Origin of the sequence: Acinetobacter sp. LUNF3 (genome assembly GCF_022699605.1) — a bacterium.
Classification (GTDB): Bacteria; Pseudomonadota; Gammaproteobacteria; order Pseudomonadales; family Moraxellaceae; genus Acinetobacter; species Acinetobacter johnsonii.
The window spans coordinates 2,560,488-2,574,966 of the sequence record NZ_CP093968.1 but is presented as its reverse complement, the minus strand read 5'-3'; the positions used below and the strand labels follow the sequence as shown (position 1 = coordinate 2,574,966).

At 41.2% G+C, this 14,479-nt stretch carries 6 protein-coding genes; 3 read left to right on the top strand and 3 right to left on the bottom strand.

Features of this window, described 5'->3' with window-relative positions:
* Positions 1-19: 19 nt before the first annotated feature.
* From MN200_RS12525 to atzF, 3 genes are read right to left on the bottom strand one after another with little or no spacing between them, the layout of a single operon-like run.
* Positions 20-724, bottom strand: coding sequence for a GntR family transcriptional regulator (locus MN200_RS12525; RefSeq protein WP_242759504.1), 705 nt, complete (start codon positions 722-724; stop codon positions 20-22).
* A 3-nt stretch (positions 725-727) separates the two neighbouring features.
* Entirely contained in the window at positions 728-4,330 is a 3,603-nt protein-coding gene (gene uca / locus MN200_RS12520; RefSeq protein WP_242759503.1) for an urea carboxylase, read from the bottom strand.
* A 20-nt stretch (positions 4,331-4,350) separates the two neighbouring features.
* Positions 4,351-6,180 (bottom strand): allophanate hydrolase, encoded by a 1,830-nt coding sequence (gene atzF / locus MN200_RS12515; RefSeq protein ID WP_058870154.1) that lies wholly within the window; start codon positions 6,178-6,180, stop codon positions 4,351-4,353.
* Between the two features lie 133 nt (positions 6,181-6,313).
* Here atzF and MN200_RS12510 point away from each other — a divergent pair, with 133 nt between their 5' ends.
* From MN200_RS12510 to MN200_RS12500, 3 genes are all read left to right on the top strand, one after another.
* Positions 6,314-6,508 (top strand): hypothetical protein, encoded by a 195-nt coding sequence (locus MN200_RS12510; protein ID WP_151836627.1) that lies wholly within the window; start codon positions 6,314-6,316, stop codon positions 6,506-6,508.
* Positions 6,509-7,275: 767 nt separating this feature from the next.
* Positions 7,276-10,488: a type VI secretion system Vgr family protein gene (locus MN200_RS12505; RefSeq protein WP_242759502.1), complete on the top strand. Its 3,213-nt coding sequence runs from the start codon at positions 7,276-7,278 to the stop codon at positions 10,486-10,488.
* Between the two features lie 18 nt (positions 10,489-10,506).
* Positions 10,507-14,448 (top strand): DUF6531 domain-containing protein, encoded by a 3,942-nt coding sequence (locus MN200_RS12500; RefSeq protein ID WP_242759500.1) that lies wholly within the window; start codon positions 10,507-10,509, stop codon positions 14,446-14,448.
* The last annotated feature ends 31 nt before the right edge of the window (positions 14,449-14,479 follow it).

The following is a 14,479-nucleotide window of genomic DNA, read 5'->3' as shown; positions in this document are numbered from 1 at the left end:
GGGAATATTGATCGAGTGTTTAGCGACTTGCTTTCACAACAGCATGCTGACTGAGCATACCTAAGGTAATTTTTTTTACTTCATCACGACTTTGTTGAATGTGAGCGCTGATCTTTTCAACGGCAAGCTCCGTCTGTTGCTGTGCTATATGGTTCAAAATGGCTTGATGCTCAGCATAGGTGGCTTCAATTCGGTCCATTTTTGAAAAGTCGAGGCGCCGAATAATGCGAATTTTTTCACTGACCTCTTGATGAATTTTGATCATTTCTTGATTGCCAATGGCACGAACCAACGCACAGTGAAAATCTTCATCAATTTTCGCCATGGCTTTTAAACTCGATAGATACTGCTCAGGTGTTACCATCCAAATTTTGTGTAGGTGTTTCATTTCCTTTGATGGCTGAGATGCAATGCTGCATAGCTTTCGAATTGCATACTGCTCAATCATGATGCGTAGCTCATACAGCTCATCGTAGTATTGTAAGTTCAACGGACGGACAGTCCAGCCACTACGAAATGCTACCTCTACATAGCCTTCTTGTTGCAATCGATATAGCGCTTGCCGTGCAGGCGTGCGGCTGACCTGATAGCTCAAGGCGATTTCGGATTCGGTAAAACGTTCACCAGGCATCAATTTGAAATCAAAAATATCGTTTTTTATTTGCTGGTAAACAAGTTCAGACAAATTGTCTGAACTTGAACCTGCACGTGTCATATTGGGCATGTACTATTCCATATAAATTAAAGGCTCACCGCTATGAACGGTTTGTCCAGCCCGACAAATAATGGCTTTGACAGTACCATCATCCGCAGCGTACACCGGTAATTCCATTTTCATGGCTTCAATAATAGCAATGGTTTCCCCTTTTTTCACAATCTGACCTTGTTCCACTAATATTTTCCAAATATTACCGGTCATCGAAGCATGTAGCGCTGCATAGGCACTGTAGTCGGTCTCATCAGGTATTTCTGCAATCAAATGTTCTTGATGATCAACACTTTCTTTCCATAAGCCGACTTCAGCACTGAAAGCTTGTTGTTGCTGTGCTCTAAATTCGGCAATGCTGTCTTTTTCATCTTCCAGCAGTTGTAAATACGCGGCATAGTCAAATTCAGTATCTTCAATTTGAATTTGTGCTTGTCCATTTTCAAAGTCGGCACGCCATTGCTCTAACTCTGACTCAGATACGGGGAAGTATTTGATTTGATCAAAAAAGTTTAGGAACCATTCTTTGTCGCCAAACTGTTTGTTCTTTTTAAACTTATTCCAGATGGGTAGGGTGCGTCCGACCAGTTGGTAGCCGCCTGGAGAGTCCATGCCGTAGATACACATATACATGCCGCCAATGCCTACGGTACCTTCAGCGGTAAAAGTACGTGCAGGGTTGTATTTCGAGCTTAATAAGCGATGGCGTGGGTCAATCGGGACTGCACATGGGGCGGTGAGGTAAACATCGCCGAGGCCTAAAATGAGGTAATGGGCATTGAAAATAATTTCTTTGACTTGCTCACGACTGTCTAAACCATTTATGCGTTGAATAAAATCGACATTGTTCGGTAGCCAAGGCGCTTTGGCACAGACACTTTCTTGATAGCGTTCAACGGCACCTAAAGTTGCGCTGTCTTCAAATGCCATCGGCAGATGGATGATCCGTGACGGGATCTTAATTTGGCTTAAATCTCCCATTTGCTGTTCAAGTTTGAGTAGAAATTCGATCAATTGATGCTGTGGAAGCGTGAGTCCATCATATTTGATTTGCAGCGAGCGTACACCGGGGGACAGTTCCAATATGCCTTTAATATTGGCTGCGCGGATTAATTGTATCAATTGGTGAACGCGCAAGCGCAGGGCCAAGTCTAAAACGTTGTCACCGTACTCCAGTAAGATGTAGCTGTCACCCGCTTGGCGGTATACCGTGCGTGGGGACACGTCAGTTGCTTCTAAGCTGGCAAGGATTGCGGATGTTGGAATATCACTGCTTGGCAGCTCAGAATTAAGGGCTGCGTGAGCAAAGTTTTCGATCCGTTCAATTTGTTGTTGTTCTAAAGCATTGGCTTGTTCAACAGTTAAAGGATAAAAGCTGATTTTATCATCGGCTTTAAGCTGACCCACTTTCCAAAGTTCAGCTTTAGCAATGGTTACAGGGCAAACGAAGCCCCCTAGACTTGGCCCATCTTTGGCGAGAATGACAGGGAAGTCGCCTGTGAAGTTAATCGCACCAATGGCATATTCACAGTCATGGACATTGGATGGGTGGAGTCCTGCCTCACCGCCATTTTCACGTGCCCAGCTTGGTGTTGGCCCTGACAGTCGGATGCCTAGACGGTTGGAATTGAAGTGTACGCTCCATTCGGAAGCAAAAAACTCTTCAATATATTCGGGTTTAAAAAAGTCAGGTGCACCATGTGGTCCATATAGCACCCCAATTTGCCATTCTCTGCCATAGCTTGGAATGAGTGCAGGAGATAGAGCCTGTGGTTCTTGCGTGGCTAAAGGTGTATCGCTATTTGGATGGGTTGTGTTGACGAGTTTGATCATGTCACCTGCACGAAGCACGCGTCCTGCATGCCCGCCAAAGTTCCCTAAAGCAAAAGTCGAACGACTGCCCAAATATAGGGGAACATCGAGTCCATGACGAACGGCTAAATAGCTACGGCAACCAGATTCGACTTGTCCTAAGCTGAGTACTTGACCTGCGCGAATGTGAATCGGCTGCCAAAAGGTCACGGGCTTATCATCCAGTTGCGCAGGGCATGGTGCACCTGTCAGTGCAATCACACTGTCTTGATGAAACTTGAGGCTTGGGCCTTGTAGGGTAAACTCGAAGCCTGCTGCGCTAGTATCATTCCCTACAATTTGATTGGCCAATTGAAAAGCATAGTCATCCATAGGACCCGAGGGTGGTACACCGATATCCCAATAGCCCACACGTCCCGGAAAGTCCTGAATCGAGCTTTGCGTGCCAGCTTGGAGTACTTCAATCACATTCGGTACGTAGTCAAAGTCGTCTAGCAAACGCGTCCAGATTTGCATTTGTGCAAAGCGTTCATCAGAGATCACGCTATGCGCATAGTCTAAATTGGTGCTGATGCCATTTAAACGAGTTTGAGAGAGTACATTTTTTAGTTGCTCAATGGCTTGTGTACGGGTGTCCGCATGTACGATGATTTTGGCAATCATCGGGTCAAAATATTGCGAAATTTCTGTTCCTGTTGAAACCCATGTATCAACACGACAATTGTCTGGAAATGCAACTTCTGTCAGTACACCCGGGCTAGGTTGGAAGTTTTTAACTGGATCTTCTGCATAAATACGCACTTCAATTGCCGCACCTTGCGGTTGGATGTTGCTAAGTGCAGTCCAATCCAGTGTATCGCCCGCAGCGACTTTAAGCATGCATTCAATCAGGTCTAAACCCGTCACCATCTCAGTGACAGGATGTTCCACTTGTAGTCGGGTATTGACCTCAAGGAAGTAAAATTCATCACGTATAGCATCATAAATAAATTCGACCGTACCTGCACTGCGATAATTGACCGATTTGCCGAGTTCAACTGCTGCTTGATGTATTTTTTGACGTGTGGCTTCGGGCAGATGAGCAGCAGGGGTTTCTTCCACCACCTTTTGGTTACGACGTTGCAATGAACAGTCGCGTTCACCCAATGCAACCACTTGACCTTGACCATCACCAAAAATCTGAACTTCGACATGGCGTGCACGGTCAATAAAACGTTCTAAAAATACGCCCGAATCTTTAAAAAATTGTGCGCCTAAACGTTTGACGCTTTCATAAGCTTCAACTAAGGCTTGTTCATTATCACAGCGGGTGAGACCAATACCACCACCGCCTGCGGTGCTTTTCAGCATGATGGGATAACCAATCTCTGTAGCCGCAGAAATTGCTTCCTCTATGCTTTCAAGTAACCCTGTCCCTGGTGTCATAGGAACCTGTGCAGCAGCCGCAAGTTCACGTGCACGGTGTTTTAAACCAAACTCTAAAATTTGTGTCGCGGTTGGCCCCATAAAGGCAATATTATTTTTCTCACAAGCCTCTGCAAATTCAGCACTTTCTGATAAAAAGCCATAGCCTGGGAAAATAGCTTCAGCCCCTGTTTTTTGTGCGGCTTGAATCAGTTTTTCAATGCTTAAATAAGTGTCAGATGGTTTTAAGCCGTCTAAAGCAATGGCAATGTCCGCGTCTTTGACATGTTGTGCGTAACGGTCACTGTCTGAATATACCGCTACACTGGTCATCCCCAGTTTTTTTAAAGTGCGAATTGCACGTACGGCAATTTCGCCACGATTTGCAATCAATACAGTTTTAAACATTTTAAAGTTCCTAAATTTGACTAAGCTTGTTCTACTTTTGAGTTGTTACGGTGCTGGATATAGGCGCGCCAACCACCAAAGTGGCTGATGTTTTCGGCATCGTTTAAGCCATAAGGTTCGCAAATGAAACCTTTAACCCATCGACCGTCTGCCAGTTCGACATTGCCCATGCCCAGTGGTGTCGGAATCTCTGCGACAAACTCTCCAAAGCGTGCGGTGGGTACATCCCACAGTTCAACAATGATTTGCTGACCGTGTTCATCGACTCGGGCTAGACCGGGTTTAGGCGGGATCGTGCCATTTAGTGCAAACAGGGCATAGTGCTCAGCGGTATGCGTGGTTTCCACAAGCACGGCATCACGTGTGAGCAATTGGAAGTTCAACGGCATTCCTGTCAGGTGTGCGCCAACCACCGCAACACTGATATGATGTGGAGAGACTGTGTTCTGTAGCTTTGGAATAGATGCATATCGGTCTAAGGCACCCAGCTTTAAGTTCAAATGCGTCTGCCAAATTTTCCCAAATTCAATCAGAGCTTGGTCATACCATGCAGGTGCAATTAGGCTGATGCCGAAAGGTAAACCGTCGGTGCGGAAACCCGCGGGCAGGGCGAGGGCACTTAAATCGGCGAGGTTGGTAAAATTGGTATAAGTCCCAAACTCAGAGTTCAGACTAATCGGTGACTGTTCCATTTCCGCAAGGGTATGAATGGTTGGGGAGGTAGGAACAATCAATGCATCAAATTGGGCCAAAGTGTCTTGAATTTTTCGGCTTAAGTCCTGCTTTAAGTACTCTGCGTTATAGGCATCGACTGCACTAAAATCATGACCTTTTTGAATGATTGCACGTACTGTCGGATCGAAAACATCGGGTTGCTGCGCCAACAACTCAGCAACCGCCGCTGTACGTTCTGCCACCCATGAGCCTTGATAGAGTTGGGCTGCTAATTGTTCAAACGCTGAAAAATCAATTTCAGTAATTTCAGCCCCGAGAACTTTTAACTGTTCTACAGCCAGTTGGAAGGCATATTTAGCTTGGTCATCTCCAAAGAATTCCAGTTTTTGGGGAATAGCAAAATGTGGTTTAGCCGAGAGTTTCGCAGGTGTAGTTTTGGGGTGCTGGCGTGAATAGCTATCTAGCGCATCGTAGTGTTCTACCATTTGGGCAATGGTGTCGGCGTCTGTTACCGTTAATGCGAAAATCGAAATACAGTCCAAGCTTTTACAGGCGGGGAGTAGACCACGATTTGAAAAACGGCCTTTAGTCGGTTTTAGCCCAATAATATTGTTAAATGCAGCAGGAACACGGCCAGAGCCTGCAGTATCTGTTCCGAGTGCAAAGGGCACCAAGCCACGAGCAACAACACTGGCTGAACCAGAGCTAGAGCCACCACTGACATAGTCAGCATTAAAGGTATTGCTGACCGCGCCAAAGGGAGAGCGTGTCCCGACAAGCCCCGTTGCGAATTGGTCTAAATTGGTTTTTCCTACAACAATGGCCCCTGCATTTTTAAGCAGTCGAATGGTTTCAGCATCTTGCGTAGCAACAGTTGTCAGGGCCTTGCATGCGGCCGTGGTGACAAAACCAGCAACGTCGATGTTATCTTTCACTGCAAATGGAATACCGTATAAAGGCAATTCTTTGCTGAGCTCTGTGGCTTGATCTGCTTTTTGCTTTAAGGCTTCAATTTGTTGGGAAAGTATTTCTGTCGTAGCAATTGAAATCCATGCATGATCAGGTTGTGGTAATTGCGCTACATAGTCGATTAAATCTTCAAGATGAACATCTTGGTTGAGATAAGCGGTTTGCCATTCTTGAAGTGTCCAGCCAATGCATTTGTTCTGACTCATTTTTTGCATTCCAACTTGTATACATGATGGAATACAAAAAAGCAGAATCTATGCCAATCTAATCAATTTGATTTATTTTTGGTTATAATTGCTATAAATCAATTGGTTGAGAGTAAAGCTTTGGTGAAATTGAGTGATTCTAAGTGTTTTTAGAGTTGCACCAAAACAAGTGCATAGGGGAGCTAATGGTGCTTTTTATGATCAAGTCTTGGGTAGTGTGACGTTAAACTATTTAAAAATAGGGTTTAAATTATTTTCATTGTTTATGTGGATTGAGGGAATTAAAGCCAAAAGAATTGAGGATAAAACATATTATAAAATAGGATGATTCAAAGAAACTATACACACTCAGTTTTTAATTTTTATGTATAACTTAATGTAATTTGAGCTATACCAAATCTGGAAATTTGCAAGCTTCATTTAACTCTTGACCAATACAACCGTTGAAATTTGCAGAGATAATCAATAAATCACGCGTATAACTTATAATAAACTATTATTTTTATAATTTTGCATTCAGATTTTCTCATCTTTCCTGTGTAATTAATTCTATGCCATATATTGATATACATAAGCTGGCTAGATCTCAATTCAAAAATCTAACGTGAATAATGGGGTCTTTTTTTCGAATAATAATTGATGTGCTTCATCTTTATTTATCCTGCATAAAGTGATGATCTAAACTGTCTGTCGATAGCAGATCAATTGCTACTATGTATAAGCTATTGGTAGTAGCCTACTGTATCATCTATTGGGGAATGCCTATATTGCCTGATAAGCAACAGCTTCAAGAATTACGGGTTATGTAGAATACTGTAATTGTTAATGGGTTAAACGAAGTTTGAGTAAATTGCAAACCAGTTTGAAGAAAATAAAATTTTAATACTTCTATGGCGGATAAAGGAATGAATTGGGTTAAGGCTGAATATGACTGGGATAATATCAAAACTAGAAAAATAGAAACTTACAGATGGATCGGTCATTTATTGGAAAAAAGGTTCTGAAATTTAAAAATTTTATTAAAGTTACAAAAAATTAAAGAAATTTTTTGAGACTTTTGTACAATCAGCCACAACTTAAAATTTAATAATAACGATGCCCAATAATATTTATGCTGCAATAGAGCAACTTGGACTTAGTGCACAAAAACGTGCCATTCATATTCAGTTCAGCAATACTTCGCTTAACGAACAAGTATTCCTTCAGCGCATAGATGGAACGCATGAACTGAATGCAGGTATAGAGTTACAGCTCCTTTGCTTATCTACCTCAGCTCATATTCCGTTAAAGCAATTTATTGGTAGTCAGGTGGCTGTCGATATTGTCACTGATAAATCAGAACTCAATCGTATTTCGGGCATCATCACCAAGGCGGATGTAGGGGCAAGCGATGGCGCTTTAACTATATATCGTTTAACCGTGGAAGACCCGACAGCCTTATGGAAGCATCGACGTAACTCTAGAGTTTTCATGGCGAAATCTGTTGTTGATGTGGTTCAAACTATTTTTGCTGAGTGGCAGCAACGTAGTCCCTTATTTGCTTCAAGTTTGATTTTGGATAAAAGTGGTTTAAGCAAAGAATATGATGTGCGCCCATTCATTATGCAAGCGAATGAGTTGGACAGTGAATTTATTCAAAGGCTGCTCTCTTCAGAGGGGATTAACTGGCTTATTGATGAGTCTCAGCTCAAAGTGTCCAGTTCAAGTGAACCCATTCAGCCGCAAAAACTTAGACTGATTGATGACAACGCCCAATATCAAAGTTTAGAGCGTCAGAATATTCGCTTCCATCGTAGCAGTGCTGTAGAAAGCAGTGATTCGATTACAAATTTTGTCGGGCAGCGTTCTATACAACCAACATCTGTCCATATTCAACATTGGCAAGCAAATACTTTAGAAGTAGAAGAAGGTGCGGGTTCAGTTCAAAGCAAACATAGCCATAGTGATAATCAAGACAACGCCAGCCTAGGTTTAGAGCAGGCATGGCATTTCTCACCTGCATGGATACAAGATCTTAAAGGTGAAGATGGAACGACCAAATCAGGCAATGGTCAGATTGAAAAGTTTAATCAAAATCTTGGTCACTATTACGACTTACAAGCCAAACAATTTATGGCTACCTCGACCGTACGAGATGCACAAGTGGGTTACTGGTTTGAACTCAATGAGCACCCTGAAATTGATCAGCATAGTGGTTCAGACAAAGAATTCTTAATCACATCTAAAAAATTCTATAATCAGAATAATTTGCCTAAAGATTTGACCGATCAAATCACAGCTTTGTTGAAACAAACCAATTGGCAACAGGCTGAAATTACAATAAATAATAAAGAAGAACGCCAAGCCAATCACCTCGTCTTACAACGACGTAATATCAGTATTGTTCCAGAGTACAATCCGCTGCGACAACGGCCTATTGCATCACCACAACGTGCGAAAGTGGTTGGGCCAAGTGGTGAAGAAATTCACGTGGATGAATGGGGGCGTGTTAAAGTCCGTTTCCTGTTCACGCGTAGTGAAGACAATACTCACGATGGCGGTGCAGGTTCAAATGACAATGACACAGATTCTGCTTGGGTTGATGTGCTCACACCTTGGGCAGGTGAAGGTTATGGTGCACGCTTCTTACCGCGTATTGGTGAAATCGTGGTTATCGACTTCTTTGATGGCAATATCGACAGACCCTTTGTCGTGGGGCGCATCCATGAAGCACAACGTCATCCAAGCAAGTTTGACAATACAGGCAAACTGCCTGATACCAAAAAACTGGCAGGGATCCGATCAAAAGAGGTTCAAGGAGAGGGCTTTGGGCAACTACGCTTTGATGACACGACGGGTCAGATCAGTACCCAACTACAAAGCAGTCATGGTGCAACACAACTGAACTTAGGGAATTTGAGCCATCCTAAAGAAACGGACACGAGTGAAGGGCGAGGTGAAGGTTTTGAACTGCGTACTGACCAGTGGGGAGCTGTCCGTGCTGGGCAAGGCTTACTTGTTTCCACGTATAAACAAGATCAAGCCAAAGGTGAGCATCTAGATGCTGAAATTGCCAAGAAACAACTGGAAGGTAGTCAGACGAACAGTAAAGCTTTAAGTGATATTGCTAAAAATCAAAAGACTGATGAAATTGAATCGCTTGAGCAGCTTAAAGAATTTGCAGAACAACTCGAACAAAAAATTGCAAAATTCAAAAAGGCAGTTTTATTGCTCAATTCACCTGACGGAATTGCGCTAAGTACAGCTGAAGATATTCATTTCTCTGCTGATTCACAAATTAATCAGATTGCAGGCGATAGCATCAACTTCAGCACTCAAAAGAACTGGATTGCTCAGGCGCAAAACAAACTGAGCTTGTTTGCTGCTCAAGGTGGGATCAAAGCCGTAGCAGCACAGAGTAAAGTTGAGATCCAAGCTCAATCCGATGCGTTGGATATACTTGCTAAAAAAGGCATCATTATTTCCTCGACTGAGGACCGTATCGAAATCAGCAGTCCTAAAGAGATTGTCATCACAGGGGCTACATCACAAATCACCTTAAATGGTTCTGGGATTTTCCCGAAAACAGGCGGTGAATTTAGAGTGAATGCAGCACAGCATGTGTTCCAAAGTGGGGCGACAGCGAGTACCAAATCAAGTTTACCACCACCACCGAAGCGTGGTCAGGGTGTACTTGAGTTATTACATGATTATGCTCATGGCGATTTTGTCAAACAGGGCGGCTATACCGTTACTGATTCACTTGGTAAGCAATTTAAAGGGCAACTGGATAATAAAGGTTTTGTCCGTGTTTCAGGATTAGCGACAGGCGCAGCCAAAGTTGTATTTGAAGAAGATCAACGTAATCCATGGGATGAAGCGAGTGACTTTAAACGACCACCTATGTGGCCAAATGAAAATGATCCTGATGCACAAAGTTTAATGGGGAAGGCTGAATCTGTACTAAAAAATGCAGTAAGTGAAGCGAAGAAAACATTAGGTCAAGCATTTACCAATCCTGAGACAATTAAGAAAACAATTGGAGCAGCCAGCATGTTGAAAGATGGAGGGGCAAAGACATTGCTCCCAATGCTAAAACAAGGTGCTGAAACGCAGTTGACCAATCAAATCGCCAGCTTTGTACCCAAAGCACTTGGACAAAATTCTAAAGGGCAAAGTATAGCCAATGGGGTGCAAGGAGTTGTTGCTAGCAATAGCCTAGAACCAATCAAAAATCCATTAAGACAAAAAGCTTCAAATACCACGGGTCAAAGCACAACTTTGATCAATAGTAACCCGATGAACGCTATGAATTTAACATTTAAGTAAGAATTGAGAATTAGAAGAATGGCTAATCCACCAAAAACAGCGCAGAAACAACAAACAAAAGTAAGTACGAGAAGTAATACTGGAAAAGCAGCAGTTGCACCAATTAATACAATTAAAATGGCAGATGTGAATGCTGGGACAAAAAAAATTAATCAATGGCTAAAGCAAAATACAGGGGGTGTTGTTGATTTAGATACTCTTAAAAATGTTGCAGGAAGCTTACCAGTAATAGGAAATATTATTTCATTAACAGATGCTGTTTATGATGTCATTGAAATTACGAAGAAGCCAAATCCAGGATTCCCCGATTGGCTAAACCTAGGAATTGATTTAGTTGGAGTGATTCCTTTACCTCCCGGGATGGCCGCAGCTCGCACAGCGCTTAGACCAGCATTGAAAACACTGAAATCCAAAAATTTAACTAAACAAATACCTGATGTTATTATTGAATTATTAACTAATCATGTTAATGAGCGTGTAGCAGGGGAGCTGGATAAATTTGCAGATAAGGCACAGCCTTTAGTTAAAAAGACAGTTAATGATTGTGGTGGCAAAGCTAAAGAGCTTGGCAATAATTTTGCTGATGGTATGAGCAAAATTTTAACTGGAAAAGTTTTTAATTCAAGGAGTGACATTAAAAATGCAAAAGCCAGTTTATCTAAAGCTGGTGACAATATTTTTCGTGATACTGGAAAAGCATTTTCACATGGTGTTTCTTTCTTAGCGAGTGGTCTTTCTGCTGTTGGAAAAGAGTATGGAAATTTAGGAGCTGGTACTGCAACCTATTTCATAGGATCAGATACAAAAGCCTTGCTTAACAAGCAAATTGGAGTTTTCAGAAAATTTAGTAATACTGTACCGTCAAAATTAGCGCCTTTGGCCGATCCAAATACAGCTATGAGTTTTTCTTGGTTATTACAAAAACTTTCGATAGCTGCAAAAAAATTTAAACTGAAGAAGGCAAAAAAGACGGTTGCAATTAAACCGAATCAAACTTCACAGAAAGATAAAAAAAGACCAAGTGGGGAATTGGAAACTATTCAAAATCAGAAGGGTGCCAATAACAATCCGAATGATAGTTGTCCACTGAATACAACTGGTGTAAATGGAAGTAAAACCAAGCCAGTGACTAAAACTAAAAGAAGTATCAGTTATGCTTTAGGAACTGAATTCTTAACTCATGTAGATGCATATGAATTTGCTTTGTCTAGCTTTGTTCTCTCTAGAACCTACGCTTCAAATTTGTATCAACTGGATGATGGTGAGTTTGGAGCGCGTTGGTTTACGCCATTTATGTCACGCATTATTAATAAAACAGAATATATAGAAGAAACAGAACAGAAAGAAGGACATATCCGTCAATTAAAAGGGTTGCAGTATATTGGGGCAGATGCGCGCCCAATTGCTTTAGCGGATATTAATGTTGGGGAAAGTATTCATGATCAACAGGAAGGATTTTATTACAGTGTGATTTCTGAAAATGTACAAATGATTTCATTTGGTACAGATGAGAAGCACATCTTTGAAAAATATAATGATGAATACCGATTATCAATAATTGAGTATAAAAATGGAATGACGGCAGCAGTTCGTTATGACCATAAGATCAATAATAAGTCTTATATTTCAGATATTTTAATTAAACATAAATCCCAATTGTTGCTACACATCGCATTTAGCATAAATAGTCAAGGTAAGGTTGAAGATGTTTGGGCAATTGAAAAGGGAGAATTAAAACGTCCACTAGCAAGCTATAACTACAATGACAAAGGCGATTTAATTGAAGCCATTACTGAAAATGGCGCAAGTTATTATTACCAATATCATCATCATCTTATAACACGTTATACCGATCTTACAGGTCGCGGTATGAATTTAGAATACGATGGCATTGCACCGACTTCTAAGGCATATCATGAATGGGCAGATGATGGTAGCTCTGAGGTTCGCTTAGAGTGGGATGAGAATATTCGTCTTACCTATGTTATTGATGCATATGGTAATGAAACAGAATATTACTATGATATTGATGGTTATACCTACCGTATTGTTTATCCTGATGGGCTGGAAGAATGGTATTTCAGAGATGAATGTAGTCGTGTAGTTAGACATATTGATACTGACGCAGCTGTCAATGAATATGAATTTGATGAGAATGGTAACTTAACCACAATTATTCAACCTGATGGGGCGACCATCCACTATGACTATGATGATCAGGATCAACTCATTGGTATGGTAGATGCTGAACAAGGTCGTTGGTTTAAAGAATATGATGGTTCAGGAAACATAATAAAAGAAATTGATCCGTTAAAAAGAGAAACAAAGTACAACTACAATGCTATGGGTCTTCCTATACAAATCACAGATGCGAAAGGTGGAAGCAAACAATTAAAATATGATGACCAAGGAAACTTAATCAGTTATACCGACTGTTCAGGTAAAGAAACAAAATGGGAGTATGACCTCAGGGGGCGAGTGACTTCAGTCGAGAATGCTTTAAAAAATAAAGTTGAATATTTTTATAGTGATTTTACGGCTGAAAAAAGAGAACCTCTTGAACAAGGTTTACCATTAAACTCGTTTGGTCAATTAGAAAAGATTAAATATAGCGATGTATTAGAAGAACATTTTATTCATGATGCCGAAGGCCGACTGTTGGTGTATATCGATCCAACTGGGAAAAAAATACGTTATGACTATGACCCAGCAGGTCTAATTTCTTATCGTATTGACCCTCTGGGGTATAAGATTAAATATGAGTGGGATAAGTTAAGCCGACTCAAACGATTAATCAATGAAAATGGTGCGGCCTTTGAGTTCTTTTATGATGTAGCTGGTCGTTTAATCAAAGAAATTGATTTTGATGGTAAAGAAACCCTGTATGAATATGATGAGACAAATGGTCAACTTCAAACCAGTATCGAAGTTGCTATGCTTCAAGGGCAAAACTTGTCTGGAAAGCTGGCACCAAAAGATCGTATTCAGCACTTCGTTATGGATAGTATGGGGCGACTTGAACAACGTACTTCTGGTTTTGGATACAAAGGTCAAAATGAATTAGAAGAACAGCAGTTAGAAGAGTTTGCCTATAACAGTCATGGCCAAATTTTATTGGCAAAAAATGCTGAGAGTAAGGTTGAGTGGTTCTACGATGTTGTGGGTAATTTAGTTCGAGAGCACATTCAAGACAATAAAACTCATATGACAGCGGTGTGGAAACATGGCTACGATGAAATCAATGACCGTATTAAAACGATACGCCCAGATGGACAAGATATTGATTGGTTGACTTATGGAACGGGTCATGTCCATAGCTTAATTTTAAATGGCCAAGATATTGTTAGCTTCGAACGCGATGATTTGCATCGCGAAATTGCACGACATTATGCAAACGGTTTAAGCCAATTTGAACACTTTGATGAACAAGGACGGTTGAGTCAGCAACAAATCGTACAAGGCCATGAAAGTGGCTATGCAAATGCACAATTGCAACAAGAACAAAATGCTGTTCAAGACACTACAAGTCTATTATCACGTGTCTATCGTTATGATAAATCTGGTCAGCTTGCTCAAATTCAGGACAGCCGTCGTGGTGATATTCATTATAAATATGATCCACTTGGACGTTTACTTGAAGCAACGTCGAAATTATGTAAAGAAAAATTTAGTTTTGACCCTGCGAGTAATTTAATAGACCGACATCTGGAACAGCAAAATCAAATTCACGAACGTAGAACAGATGAAAACCAGTATGGCTATTTGAAATTGGTCAATAATGTTGTTCGTCAATATTTAGATCAACAATATCAATATGATGCTTATGGACAGTTGACTGCTCAAAAATCAAATCAAGGGGATTTAAACTTATCTTGGGATGTTTTAGGTCGTTTGGTTCGAAGTCGTAATACTGAATATACGGCTGAATATCGTTACGATGCGATGGGGCGACGTTTATAGTCAAATCATTATAAAACCAATACAATGGTGC